The following is a 13,619-nucleotide window of genomic DNA, read 5'->3' as shown; positions in this document are numbered from 1 at the left end:
TCTCTAAACTAATAATTTATTTTTTTGTAACTGCAACTTGTTTACGAGGAGCACCATAACGTGAACGACCTTGCTTACGCCCTTTAACTCCGGCAATATCATATGCACCGAGTACGATATGATATTTCACCCCCGGAAGATCAGGAACCTGACCGCCTCTTACTAATACCCTATCATGCTCCTTTACACTATGCTTTTCACCGGGAATATATGCATTTACTGTTCTTTTATTACTTAAACGCACCGTTGCAATCTTACGAAGTGCAGAGTTAGGCTTTTTAGGGGTAACGGTTTTTACAACTAGGCAAACACCGCTTTTAAAAGGATTAGATTCTAAGGCAGGAGATTTGGTCTTACGAGTTTTTGACTTTCTCCCAAAACGTACTAATTGATTATATGTCGGCATTAAAAAAAATACTCCAAAAAAAACTTATATATACGATAATTAAAGGGTGAAAAAATACTTCCACCCTTTATTTTAAATCATTTCTAAATACAAATTATAAGAATTTGTAAATTACACTAAATTTAAATTATAATTACTTTTTCCATAAAAGCAAGTATGTTTTAATTAACAATCATTTTTTTCTCAATTATTTTTGCTATAAAGCTGATTAACATCACTAAAATATAATAACAGCACGCAGCAATAAGCATTGGAAAAAAATAATTATATGTTTCAATTGATACAATTTGTGCTCTACGCATTAAATCCATTTCTCCAAGCATAGAAATAATGGCTGATTCTTTAATCAAATTTACAAGCTCATTTACTAATGACGGAAAAATATTTTTAACTGCTTGCGGCAGAATTATATCTTTCATTATTAAAAACTTTGGAATAGCAAGAGCTTCAGCCGCTTCAAACTGCCCTTTATCAACTGCATTAATCCCCGCTCTGATTACTTCGGAAACATATGCTCCTGAATTAAGGGAAAAAGAAATAGCTCCCGCCATAAACACACTGAATTTAACACCTATAATATAAGGTGAAGCGAAATAAATAATACTTAATTGGATTAATAAAGGCGTTCCTCTAAAAATAGAAGTATAGAAATTTGCAAAAAGCCTTAAAGCACGATTCTTATTTACCTTACAAATAGCGAGCAACATCCCTATCACTAAACCGAATATAACGGCAATAACGCTATATTTTAAAGTTACCAAAGTCCCCTCTACAATAAAAAGGATTTTTGGATAAAATTTTATTAAATACTCAAACATAAATTATTATAGATTTATTCCTGCTTGGATCGGTGTTTTCGTCATTGCGAGGAGCGAAGCGACGTGGCAATCTCAGGAATTTTATAATACTTCATGAGATTGCTTCGTCAAAACTTACAGTTTTTCCTCGCAATGACGATTTTTTAATACACCCTCTTGGCCGGTGGAATTGCACTTATCTCATCGGTTAAAGTGGTTAGCGTTACAGGTTTATAATCAAGAACTACTTTACCTGCTTCATCGATAGAACTAAGAGTATGTTTCATCCAATCCCCATCATTACGATCAGGATAATCTTCTCTAGCATGAGCTCCTCTGCTTTCTTTTCTTGCAGCTGCTGAATATACCGTTACCAAAGCCTGATCAAGTAGATTATCTAGCTCTAAGGCTTCGACTAAATCACTATTCCAAATCAAAGACTTATCGTTAATTTTTATATCTTTATAGCCACTTCTTATCTCGCTAATCATTTCTGCTCCTTCATCTAGTACTTCTTGAGTTCTAAATACCGAAGCGTGGCTTTGCATAGTTCTTTGCATTTTAAGCCTTAAATCTGCAACTAAAATATTACCATTAGCGTGACGGACTTTATCAAATCTATTTATAATTTTTTCAAAGCTTTCTTCTTTTATAGGCTTATGGGGACTCGCTGGACTAATAAGCTCAGCTGCTTTTAAAGCACTACTTCTACCAAATACTACTAAATCAAGTAAAGAGTTTGACCCTAATCGATTAGCACCGTGTACAGATACGCAAGCCGCTTCACCGATTGCCATAAGTCCTTTTACTACACTATTGTGATTCGTACCATCTTTAATTATGACTTGACCGTGGTAATTAGTCGGTATCCCGCCCATATTGTAGTGAACCGTGGGAAGTACCGGTATCGGCTCTTTAGTAACATCAACACCGGCAAAAATTTTAGCCGTCTCAGAAATACCCGGCAAACGACTATGTAAAATCTCAGGCGATAAATGATTTAAATGCAGGAATACATGATCTTTATGCTCGCCGACTCCTCGCCCTTCACGAATCTCGATAGTCATCGCTCTTGAAACTACGTCTCTTGAAGCTAAATCTTTTGCAGCCGGAGCGTAACGCTCCATAAAACGCTCTCCGTTTGCATTAACGAGATATCCACCTTCACCTCTAGCTCCCTCGGTAATAAGACAGCCCGCCGAATATATGCCTGTCGGATGGAACTGTACAAACTCCATATCTTGCAGCGGCAAACCTGCTCTAATCGCCATACCGCCTCCATCACCCGTACAAGTATGAGCGGACGTTGCCGAAAAATAAGCACGCCCGTATCCGCCCGTTGCAAGCACTACATTATGAGCTCTAAAACAATGCAGACTACCGTCATCTAAATTCCACGCAACTACACCTCTACATTCACCGTCTTCCATCAATAAATCAATAGCAAAATACTCAACAAAAAACTGCACCTTATGTTTTAGTGACTGCTGATATAAAGTATGCAGTATGGCATGCCCCGTACGATCTGCCGCAGCACATGTACGCTGAGCTGCTTTTCCTTTACCATACTCCGTAGTCATACCGCCAAAAGGACGTTGATAAATTTTTCCTTCTTCGGTTCTTGAAAAAGGTACGCCGTAATGCTCAAGCTCTAAAATCGCATCGGGAGCGTTCTTGCACATATATTCGATAGCATCCTGATCACCTAACCAGTCTGAACCTTTCACGGTATCATACATATGCCAACGCCAATCATCTTCGCCCATATTCCCAAGTGCTGCACTAATTCCACCCTGAGCAGCCACAGTATGACTACGAGTTGGAAACAGCTTAGTTATACAGGCGGTATTTAGCCCTTCTTTAGCCATACCGAATGCAGAACGAAGCCCTGCTCCGCCGGCACCTACGACAACGACGTCAAATTTGTGATGAATGATATTATACGCTTTGGTCATTAAATTAATTTTTTATCTTGTATTTTGAAATGTTTTACGTCATTGCGAGGAGCGAAGCGACGTGGCAATCTCGCCAAATATCCTGAGATTGCTTCGTCAATTACTTACGTAATTTCCTCGCAATGACGGAAAACCGGTCCACACAGGTAATACCTGCTCGCAATGACGATATAGTTAATTTATTTTTTCATCATCAATCAAATCTAAAATTGATTTCTCACTAAATATATTATTTTCTGCTTGATATATTCCTATGCTTACAGCTTTCTGCAATAATTCTAATTTATCTAATAACATTTCACCCCCTATAAAACATTGCTACTATAAAAGCCACAATAGTCACAATACAAAATAATTGCACTATTATAATCAATATATTACGTAATTTGTGACAACTTACATAATCCTCAATCACTACACGCATACCAAGCATCGCATGATATAACGAAATAGCTACCGTAATTAATAATGCCACAACATTAAAAGGTTTTTTAAGCTCCCACATAATAATATTTATGTCATTATTTTTATTGGTTAACGTAAAATATATTAGCCACACGGAACATAAAGCTAATATAATTCCTGTTACTCTTTGTAATAACCAATGATGTGAACCGCTTTTAGCAGAACCGCTATTTTTTGCTTTTACAATTTCCGCTTTAAAATCATATACCATTAATTTTCTCTAAACATATTTTTTCTGTTATCTGTTTTAGCTTTTCAATTCTATCAATCAAATATAAAAGCTGTTCTTTAGTAATTTTATAATTTTTATCATATCTTGCATCAACATAGGCTTTTTCAAGAAGCTCAAAACATTTTTTTTGCTCTTCGGTTAATTGAGGAAATACAGTCCATAATTCATTATCATAATTTCCTACCATGCTACCTAATTTTTGTAAATTATGTAGTTTAGGTTTATAATTAGAGAACACTAATAAAATAGTACTGTAAAGACTTTCTGTAGCTTGGTGTAACAAGAAAGCAGCAACGGCATATCGATTTTTTTTAAATAGTAATCTACTCCATCTAAAAAATCTTTACCTTTATCAAACCATTCTTCGTAGTAATCTTTAGCAATTTCTTTCATCTCGCTCCAAGGTAAATCTTTAGCTTCGCTAAGTGTAAATTCACCGCTATCATATAAAAGAATACCTTCTTTCTTAATATCAGTGAAAAAATAACGTCCTTTTTCTAATTGCCTATTTACTTCATCTATTGACTCTAGAATTATCGATATTAGTGAATCATACGGGATAATTTGTTTAGGATTTATTACACCCGTCTTTTCTAATCTTTTATATATTTTATCTTCTAGCCTTAAAGTAGCATGCCCTTTATATTTACCTTTTTTTAGGATTATCAAAATATCGGTATCGCTATGGTAACCGTTCGGTAGATCACGTACCCAATCACCTCTAGCAAATGAACCATACAAGATAATCATGGCTATTTTATCTTGTGCAATATCTAAAATCTGCTGCACTATAAAATTAAGCCTTACTTCAATCTTTAAAGAACGTTCAGGTAAAGTGGTTTTCATTATTCTTATTTATATTTTTATACCCATAGCAATATAGTTAATAATATAGAACATATTACTACACACCAACCGGTGATATTAACTGCTTTTATAGAAAAGCCATAACCGATATCCCAAAATAAATGCCTAATGCCGTTACATAAATGATAAAACCAAGCGTAGCTCACTGCTACTAAGCATATTTTTATAATGCAGCAATTAGCAAGTTGTAAATAATTATTGTCATATTTGCTAAGAATCAACCACCACGCCAAAATCGATACTGCAAAAAATAGAGCTACGCCGGTCATACGATGCAAAATTGATAAAGTAGAACTAATTTGCGGCTTATATATAGTTAAATGCGGCGAAGTCGGACGCTTATTATAAATTTCTTGTTTGGTTTTAGTCATAATATTAATAATAAAAAACTTGTATAACGTCACGTCATTGCGAGGAAAAATTGAAATTTTGACGAAGCAATCCAGTAAAAAATTCTGTAAATCAGAATTTTTTTATTATTTTTTCTGGATTGCCACGTCGCTTCGCTCCTCGCAATGACGATTAGGTATGGAAAATCGGGCAACGACATCTATCTCTGTAACCAATGTCCTTCAGCGGGTGACAAATCATCTGCTACTGCTCTCCTATCATCAAAGACGAAACATTCACCTTGCCATAAATTATTCTTGTTTTGCGTATCTTCTAAATACTGCAATATACCACCCTTTAAATGATATACCTCTTCATAACCTATGCTTTTAAGTAGGCTGGTGGATTTTTCACACCTAATACCACCTGTACAAACCATAGCAATTTTCTTACCTTTGAGCAATTCTTGATTCTGCTGAACCCAAGCAGGAAACTGTTTAAATGTTTTAGTATTAGGATTAATTGCCGATTTAAATGTACCGACCTCAACTTCATAATCATTACGAGTATCTATTACTATAACATTTTGTTTGGTGATAAATTCATCCCAATCTTTCGGCTCTATATATTCGCCTTTAAATAAATCAACATTCAAATCATCGACATTCATCGCTACAATCTCTTTCTTAAGTCTAACTTTCAGCTTATGAAAAGGATGAACATCACTATAATTTATTTTAACGTTAACATCTTTGGGATAGGTTAGTTTTATTAGTTCTTCAAGTACAAGATTTACATTTTCATATGAGCCTGAAAAAGAACCGTTAAAACCTTCGTTAGCTAATAAAATAGTACCTCTAACATATTTTTTTTTACCGATAAGCAAAAGTTTCGGTATCAAATTCGCCGGTTCTTCTATATTAACAAAACTGTATGCACTTAAAATTGCTATTTTTTCATTCATAAATTATTTAGGTATTATTTTTGTATGGCTTGACTTTTTAACGTCATTGCGAAGCCACAACGTGGCTGAAGCAATCTCAGGACTTTTTTACTAGATTGCTTCGTCAATACTTCGTATTTCCTTGCAATGACGATAATCACTCTATATAACTTGTAACGGCACGAACATATTACCACTGTCCCTTTCAATCAAGAGCAAAATATTTTGCTTATTCAATTTTTTTGCATTTTCATATAATTCTTCTAGCTTACTTATATTGTCTATGCTTTCCTGATTAATATTGGTTATCAGATCGCCAATTTTGAAACTACTTTCTTCTTCATCAATATTGGTTATAACTATTCCCGCTTTATTGCTCGGAATATTATATTGTTGTCTTAATTCTTCAGTCAAATTACTAAAAGTAATATTATTTTTAGTAATAGATAAATTATTTTTTTCTTTGTTTGTTATTTCTTCTTTATTGGTCTCTTCTGTAGAATCCTTAGTAACTTCTTCATTATCTGAAGTAATTTTAATAGGTAATTCAAGCTCTTTTTTATCGCGAAGTATTTTTACTTTTACTTCCTGATCAATAGGAGCATCTGCAATAATTACACGCAATTTTTTAGTATTTTTAACCGGTATATCTGCAAACTCTATTATTATATCACCTGTTTTAATTCCTGCTTTATCACCTGGACCGTCTTCTTGTACTTTAGCTACTAACACCCCCCTAGTATCTTTAAGCCCTAACCCTTCAGAAATTTCCTCGGTTAAATCTTGTATTGTTACTCCAAGACGTCCTCTACTTACTTTTCCGTCTTTCTTAAGACGTTCGATTATAGGCTTTGCAGTATTTGAGGGAATAGCAAAACCAATACCTATATTTGTACCGAGCGGTGAAAAAATTGCCGTATTTACGCCAATTACTTTCTGATCCAAATTAAACATAGGACCGCCGGAATTACCGTTATTAATTGCAGCATCCGTTTGAATAAAATTATCGACTATATTATCAGTATCTATATCGATATCCCGCCCTTTCGAGGAGATAATACCACTTGTCACCGTACCCCCTAGATTACCGAACGGATTACCGATTGCAATAACCCAGTCTCCTACTCTTGCATCATTTGAATCTCCAAACTCAACAAACGGTAACGGTTCCTCACTATCTATTTTTAAGAGAGCTAAATCGGTTTTTGTATCGCTACCTATTAATTTAGCAGATAATTCGGTATTATCTGCAAGTTTTATATTAATTTTATCAACATTTGCAATTACATGATAGTTTGTCACTATTAAACCGTTAGGCTCAATAATAAACCCTGAACCAAGCGGAACGCTTTTAGGAGTTTGATCGACCTCTTCCAAATTCAGCGGTATATTAAGCTTTTCTAAAAAATCATTAATGAAGTCTAAAGGCTTTTTTTCTTGCAGCGGATCTTTCTCAGCGTTTTCCGACTTACTATTAACATATTCTATTGTCGAAATGTTAACAACTGCAGGAATTAACGGCTCAACTATATCGGCAAAGCTATAACGGGCAGCTTCACTTACTTTTAAAGGAGCAGAATTTATTGCAGTAAATTCATCCTCTTCTTGATCCGCTACTTTTAAAGATTTACTATTTTCTTTTGCTAGAACAACGTTACTTGATATTAAAACTATTATAACAAGAAATATTTTTAAATTAATCATATACTCCAAAGTAAAATAAACAATAAGTAGACGAAGTTTTATTTGGAAAAGAACAAGCCGTCTTGAAGCTGATAACCGCAGCGTACATACTAGTACGTGAGGATTATCAGCAAAAGACAACATAGCCAATTTTTCAAATAAACAAGTATACTACTTAGTTAAATTAAGGTATTTTAAAACTTCAGCCTCAGGTGAAATCACAAAATTAGTATCTTCTTTCTTTAAAGAATTTTTATATACTAAAAGTGATCTATAAAATTTATAAAATTCCGGATCGACGGAATAAGCAGAATTATATATTTTTGCTGCTTTCTCATCGCCGTCACCTTTGATAATTTGTGCATCTCGATAAGCTTTAGCAAGTATTATTTTACTTTCTTTATCTGCTTTTGAACGAATACGCACGCTTTCTTCCTGTCCTTCTGCTCTAATTTGGGTTGCTTCTTTTTCACGTGCCGTTTGCATACGGCGATAAATAGCCGCACTATTTTCTTTCGGTAAGTCTGCTCTTAAAATTCTAACATCTACAACGTCAATTCCAAAGCTTTTAGCTTCTCCGTCTACTTGATTTAAGATATTTAGCATTACATTACTACGCTCTTGACTTAAAAGACTACTTAGCGAAATTTTACCTATCACTTTACGCATTGACGATTCAAGATTACGAGTCAGCCTAATTTTCACACCTTGATAATCATGTACCGTTTTATAAAACATTACGGGATTATTGATTTGGAATTTAGCATAAGCATCGACAATAACTCGTTTACCATCAGCAGCCGTTAGTTCTTTTGCCTCAACCTCAACATCTAAAAGACGCTTATCAAAAAATTCAACATTTTGAATAAACGGAATTTTAATATTCAGCCCTGGATTTTCTATAGTTCTAACTGCTTCACCAAACTGGAATACTACAGCAGACTGGCGTTGGTCAACTGAAAATAAGGAGCTAAAAATCAGTATCAGCCCGAAAACAATTGTAAAAATTATATAATAAATCTTTTGTTGCATTTAATATTCCTTGTTGTTTAAATGTCATTCCGATAAAATGAAGAGTAGGACTCTTGGTATACGAAGATCAACTTCAAAAAGAGCAAGGAGTTCACAAGTCGAGGAACGCAGCGTATACTTAATACGTGAGTACCGCAGAACTTGTAGAACGACGTAGCCAATTTTTGAAGTTCTATCTTAGTATACCTATTTTATAGCCATATGCGGTAGTAGTGCATTATTAATAATCGTTTTATTTGAACCACTTAATATCTCTTCGACTACCTCTAAATATAACCTATCTCTAGTTACTTGCCTACCTATAGTATATTGTTTATAAATGGCATTAAATCTTTGGCTATCACCTTCTGCTTTTGATATAACTTCTTCTTTATAACCTTCTGCTTCTTGTATAATCTTTGCAGCCGCTCCTCTAGCTTCCGGCAAAATTTTATTATTATAGGCTTGAGCTTGATTTATTTCTTTCTCTTTATCTGCTTTTGAAGTTTGCACGTCTCTATAAGCGTCTATCACTTCCGCAGGCGGTTCAGCTTTCAATAATTGCACTTTCTCAATCATCACCCCGGCATTATAACTATCCAGTATCTTTTGTGCTAATTTTTCTATTTTATAAGTAATTTCCTGCTTTTGATCGGATAATACCCACGAAATAGGAGTATTGCCTATTACTTCTCTAACAGCACTTTCTACCGTTGCTTTTACTGTTTCTTCAGGTCTTTGTACGTTAAAAATAAAATCTTCGAGGTTATTAATATGCCACATTACGTCGCAATTTAAAGCAACGATATTTTCATCACCGGTAAGCATTATACTTTCACCGGCAATATTTTTAGTATTATCGCCACCGCTACGTGCCGAGCTATTTGTACGATAACCAATCTCAATTCGCCGTGATTGTTTAACTTTCTCAACTATTATCTTTTCAAAAGGAGTCGGTAAATGATAATTAAGCCCGGGATAGCCCTTACGCACAAAACGCCCAAATCTTATTACTGCCGCTTCTTCACCTTCTTTTATTTCATAAATACCCGAAGCAAACCATAAAGCAATCACTGCAACAACAGCTAAAATTATTGTTTTGCTATTAAAATTAAACTGGAATTGAAATTTATCAAAATTAAATTGATTTTTACGCGGTCTTGTGAATATGTTATCTTCTTTATCAGAATCAAAATCTTTCCATGGGGATTTTTTTAAAATCGAGCTATATTTTTTACTAAGCATTTGCTTTTTTATATTATTTTAAGGATTAAGTGATTATATATATTATAGCATATAACGTCAAGTTACGAACTTAAACAGCCTCAAAAAGGAAATTTAATTATGGCGGATTTACACCAAAAGCAAATTATTGATAAACTTCAGCATATTATATTTAAAGACGGTACTTTTTTAAATAAAGTTATATCGGATATTATAATTAAGGGTAATAATATAGGTTTTTCCATAGATATATCAGGTAAAAACAAGTTAGAAGCCGAAGAAATAAAAGCTAAAGCAATTGATAAACTTAATGAGATTTCGGAAATAAATAAAATAACAATTGTTTTCACCGAAAGTAAACCGATGGAGAAAAAAGCTCAAAAACCAAAACATTTTGTAGAAAACGTAAAAAAAATTATCTTAGTAGCCTCAGGCAAAGGCGGAGTCGGAAAATCTACAATATCGGCTCTTATTGCTCAGCAATTGAGCCTAGAAAATTACCAAGTAGGAATAGTAGATGCCGATATTTACGGTCCGTCAATTCCGCATATATTCGGCATTAACGAAGTGCCGAAAACAACAGATGGACGAATAATACCGATAACGACTAGAAATACTCAGATTATGTCTATAGGTTTTTTTATTAAAGACCATTCGGCAATTATTTGGCGCGGTCCTATGGCGAGTAAGACTATTTATCAATTATTATCGGTAACAAAATGGGATAATTTAGATTATTTAATTATCGATATGCCGCCGGGGACAGGTGATATTCATTTAAGCCTTTTAGAGAATTATCATTTAGACGGCGTAATAATCGTAACTGCACCGCAAAAAATATCGGAGATAGATGTAGTGCGTTCCATAGATTTATATCAAAAACTAAATTTACCTATTTTGGGGATAATTGAGAATATGAGTTATATGCTTAAAAATAACAGCGGCGGGCATTTATCGCAAAAATATAATATTCCTCTAATCGCTCAAATTCCGATTATGCCGAAAATAGCCGATGCTTGTGATAAATCACTACCTATAACAAACTTATTAACATTACCTTTAAAAGAATATTTATCATGAGAATATACTCCTATGAAATGAAGAGTTGTGATACGAAGTTCAACTTGGAAAAGAGCAAGGAGTCTGTAAGCCGAGGAGCGGAGCGTATAGTAATACGTGAGCATCCGAGGTCTTACAAAGACGACGTAGCCAATTTTTCAAGTTCAACGAGTATATACGTATTGGCAGATGATAGAACAGGAAACACGCATCAGGCTATTGCACTCGCAGAAAAATTAACAAAAGAATATACGATAATTAAATTGCAATATAATTGCTTAGCTAAGCTACCGAATTTTTTACTAAAATATTATCCTATTCATATAAAAAGTGAGTTATTGCAGGATATCATAGCAAAACCACTTCCCAACATAATAATAACTGCCGGGAGAAGAACGGCAGTACTAGCATTTTATTTAAAAAAGAAATTCAAAAATGTTACGTTAATACAAATAATGCAGCCCTCTTTGCCTTATAATTCATTTGATGCCGTTATTCTGCCTTATCATGATTGCCGTCGCTTGTCATCCCGTGGCTTGTCCACGGGATCCAGATTGTTTATTGATTTACTGGATACCGTGGACAAGCCACGGGATGACACCAAGAACAAAAACATCATCCCCATCAATGGGGCTATCAATAACGTAACCGAAAAGTTCGCCGCGGCGAACTTGGAACTACAAAACCATTATCCTAATCTTAAACAATTTATTGCAGTGATAATCGGCGGAAATAATAAAAAATTTAATTTCAATGAAAATGAAGCAAATTTATTTTCTTCATTATTAAATAAAATATATACTAATCAACAAATACCGTTTTTCATTAGTTTCAGCAGACGTACACCACAAGCCGTAAAATCAATTATTAAAAATAATATGCCGTCTTCTACAATTATTTATGACCCGAACGAAGACGCAGGCTATAATCCATATATAGCTATGCTTGCCAATGCAAAATATATAATCTCTACGGTCGACTCGATTTCAATGTGCAGTGAAGCAGCTTCAAGCGGCAAGCCCCTTTATATATTCTGCCCACCAAACTTTAATTCCTCAAAACATAAGATTTTTATAAAGCAGTTAGTAGAACAGAAAATAGCACGAACCTTTGATGAGTCCGTAACAATGCTGGAGGAATATAGCTACACACCTTTAAATGAAGCAGAAAGAGTAGCTAAAATTATTAGACCTTTGATAAAATAAATGCCTCTCATCAAGAATGATGTATTCCTAGCAGTATACGAAGATCAACTTCAAAAAGAGCAAGGAGTCCACAAGACGAGGAGCGGAGCGTATACTTAATACGTGAGCACCGCAGTACTTGTAGGACGACGTAGCCAATTTTTGAAGTTCATCGAGTATACAAAGACTTTATAATGCCTTGTAGCGTTTGAACTTCAGGAGTAGAGAGATTATTGATACGCGTAAATATGTTAGTGATATTTTGCTGCATAGCAGGCTTTTTGTCAGGAGCTTTAAAGAATCCGACTTTATCGAGTTTTCCAAATAAGTTTGTTAAGAAATGCTCTATTTCTTCTTTGGTAGCTAATTTTTGAATATTGTATATATCTTCTCTAGGCATAGAATTACGAAATAATTCATAGCATATAATAATAACCGCTTGAGCAATATTTAATGAGCTAAATTCGGTTGTATTAATAGTGATAATCTTATTGGCAAGTGAGATTTCTTCATTACTAAGCCCGTTATTTTCCCTCCCGAACATTATCCCGACTTTTGCAGAATTTGGATAATCTAAAGGCAAATTTTGTGAAAATACGTAATCTTTATTCATAGCCCTTTTAATGCAAGTAGTAGCATATAAATATTCGAGGTCTTTAATACAATCTTCAAGACTATCATAAACTTTTGCATTATCTATAATATTAACCGCTCCGACTGCATTACTACGTGCTTGCTCATTAGGCCAGCCGTCTCTTGGAGTTACGATTCTAAGCTCATTTAAGCCGAAATTCTTCATTGCTCTTGCGGTAGCACCGATATTCTCACCCATTTGCGGGGCAACTAATATTATAACCGGATTCATTTAAACTCTCATAACATGACAAGTATAAGCGATTGCAACTGCGTCAGCTTCATCAGAGTTGGTAATAGCAGAAGTTCCAGGCAGAAGTAACTTTATCATATGCAAAATTTGGTCTTTCTCTGCATGCCCATAACCGGTCACGGTTTTTTTTACCGTATTCGGCTTAAACTCCCGCATGTCCAAATTATACCTACCGATCAGCGACATTATCGCCCCTCTAGCATAGCCGAGCTTTAACGAAGTCACGCTATTAGTATTAACAAATGTTTCTTCAATCGCTGCCATATTCGGTTGATATTCTAATATTACTTTTTCTAACGTGCTATTGATAAAAGCAAGTCTATGATGAATTTCATCCTTACTATTTGTTTTAATAATACCACTAGCTAAATATTTCAATTTTGTCGATTGCCTTGCAACTATTGCCCATCCAAGGCTTCCAAGTGCCGGATCAATCCCAAGTACTATCATGATTATTTAATGTTATTTTTCTAAAATCGTCATTGCGAGCGACTAAAAGGAGCGTGGCAATCTCATAAAGTAGGACTCCTAAGATTGCTTCGTCAAAACTTATAGTTTTTCCTCGCAATGACGCTTA

The 13,619-nt window shown here is 34.5% G+C and carries 16 protein-coding genes; 2 read left to right on the top strand and 14 right to left on the bottom strand.

Annotated features, from left to right (window positions below):
* Positions 1-16: 16 nt before the first annotated feature.
* From rpsL to hflK, 12 genes are all read right to left on the bottom strand, one after another.
* Complete coding sequence (gene rpsL, locus H6P87_RS00925; protein ID WP_004996647.1) at positions 17-406, bottom strand: 30S ribosomal protein S12; 390 nt, start codon at positions 404-406, stop codon at positions 17-19.
* Between the two features lie 161 nt (positions 407-567).
* The gene (locus H6P87_RS00920) at positions 568-1,224 is read right to left on the bottom strand and encodes an amino acid ABC transporter permease (protein WP_202069661.1); all 657 of its coding nucleotides are present in this window, start codon (positions 1,222-1,224) and stop codon (positions 568-570) included.
* 143 nt (positions 1,225-1,367) lie between these two features.
* Positions 1,368-3,158 (bottom strand): succinate dehydrogenase flavoprotein subunit, encoded by a 1,791-nt coding sequence (gene sdhA / locus H6P87_RS00915; protein WP_202069660.1) that lies wholly within the window; start codon positions 3,156-3,158, stop codon positions 1,368-1,370.
* Between the two features lie 174 nt (positions 3,159-3,332).
* Complete coding sequence (locus tag H6P87_RS00910; RefSeq protein ID WP_265738132.1) at positions 3,333-3,455, bottom strand: hypothetical protein; 123 nt, start codon at positions 3,453-3,455, stop codon at positions 3,333-3,335.
* A 1-nt stretch (position 3,456) separates the two neighbouring features.
* Positions 3,457-3,834: a succinate dehydrogenase, hydrophobic membrane anchor protein gene (sdhD, locus tag H6P87_RS00905; protein WP_202069659.1), complete on the bottom strand. Its 378-nt coding sequence runs from the start codon at positions 3,832-3,834 to the stop codon at positions 3,457-3,459.
* Positions 3,824-4,138 carry a HEPN domain-containing protein gene (locus H6P87_RS00900; RefSeq protein ID WP_246437966.1) on the bottom strand — a complete coding sequence of 105 codons (315 nt, stop codon included), beginning with the start codon at positions 4,136-4,138 and terminating at the stop codon, positions 3,824-3,826. The genes sdhD and H6P87_RS00900 overlap by 11 nt, the downstream gene beginning before the upstream one ends.
* Positions 4,093-4,701, bottom strand: a complete 609-nt coding sequence (locus tag H6P87_RS00895) for a nucleotidyltransferase domain-containing protein (protein WP_246437964.1) — start codon at positions 4,699-4,701, stop codon at positions 4,093-4,095. The genes H6P87_RS00900 and H6P87_RS00895 overlap by 46 nt, the downstream gene beginning before the upstream one ends.
* Positions 4,702-4,718: 17 nt before the next feature.
* Positions 4,719-5,093: a succinate dehydrogenase, cytochrome b556 subunit gene (sdhC, locus tag H6P87_RS00890; RefSeq protein ID WP_202069657.1), complete on the bottom strand. Its 375-nt coding sequence runs from the start codon at positions 5,091-5,093 to the stop codon at positions 4,719-4,721.
* A 179-nt stretch (positions 5,094-5,272) separates the two neighbouring features.
* Positions 5,273-6,016: an oxygen-dependent tRNA uridine(34) hydroxylase TrhO gene (gene trhO, locus H6P87_RS00885; protein ID WP_202069656.1), complete on the bottom strand. Its 744-nt coding sequence runs from the start codon at positions 6,014-6,016 to the stop codon at positions 5,273-5,275.
* Positions 6,017-6,157: 141 nt separating this feature from the next.
* Positions 6,158-7,699 carry a Do family serine endopeptidase gene (locus tag H6P87_RS00880; protein WP_202069655.1) on the bottom strand — a complete coding sequence of 514 codons (1,542 nt, stop codon included), beginning with the start codon at positions 7,697-7,699 and terminating at the stop codon, positions 6,158-6,160.
* Between the two features lie 150 nt (positions 7,700-7,849).
* A complete protein-coding gene (gene hflC / locus H6P87_RS00875) occupies positions 7,850-8,710 on the bottom strand; it encodes a protease modulator HflC (protein WP_202069654.1) in 861 nt (286 codons plus the stop codon).
* 186 nt (positions 8,711-8,896) lie between these two features.
* Entirely contained in the window at positions 8,897-9,934 is a 1,038-nt protein-coding gene (gene hflK / locus H6P87_RS00870) for an FtsH protease activity modulator HflK (RefSeq protein WP_202069653.1), read from the bottom strand.
* Positions 9,935-10,033: 99 nt separating this feature from the next.
* On the opposite strand from hflK, the gene H6P87_RS00865 reads away from it, so the two are divergent.
* Together H6P87_RS00865 and H6P87_RS00860 are read left to right on the top strand one after the other, a co-directional pair.
* Positions 10,034-10,993 carry an Mrp/NBP35 family ATP-binding protein gene (locus H6P87_RS00865; protein ID WP_202069652.1) on the top strand — a complete coding sequence of 320 codons (960 nt, stop codon included), beginning with the start codon at positions 10,034-10,036 and terminating at the stop codon, positions 10,991-10,993.
* Positions 10,994-11,145: 152 nt separating this feature from the next.
* The gene (locus H6P87_RS00860; protein ID WP_410528061.1) at positions 11,146-12,177 is read left to right on the top strand and encodes a mitochondrial fission ELM1 family protein; all 1,032 of its coding nucleotides are present in this window, start codon (positions 11,146-11,148) and stop codon (positions 12,175-12,177) included.
* A gap of 148 nt (positions 12,178-12,325) precedes the next feature.
* Here H6P87_RS00860 and H6P87_RS00855 read toward each other — a convergent pair whose 3' ends face one another.
* Together H6P87_RS00855 and ruvC are read right to left on the bottom strand one after the other, a co-directional pair.
* Positions 12,326-13,021 carry an RNA methyltransferase gene (locus H6P87_RS00855; protein ID WP_202069651.1) on the bottom strand — a complete coding sequence of 232 codons (696 nt, stop codon included), beginning with the start codon at positions 13,019-13,021 and terminating at the stop codon, positions 12,326-12,328.
* On the bottom strand, positions 13,022-13,492 hold the full coding sequence (gene ruvC, locus H6P87_RS00850) for a crossover junction endodeoxyribonuclease RuvC (protein WP_202069650.1): 471 nt from the start codon (positions 13,490-13,492) through the stop codon (positions 13,022-13,024). It abuts the gene before it with no gap.
* Positions 13,493-13,619 lie beyond the last annotated feature (127 nt).

Source organism: Rickettsia tillamookensis (assembly GCF_016743795.2).
Lineage (GTDB): Bacteria > Pseudomonadota > Alphaproteobacteria > Rickettsiales > Rickettsiaceae > Rickettsia > Rickettsia tillamookensis.
This window is presented reverse-complemented; position numbering and strand designations above follow the sequence as displayed.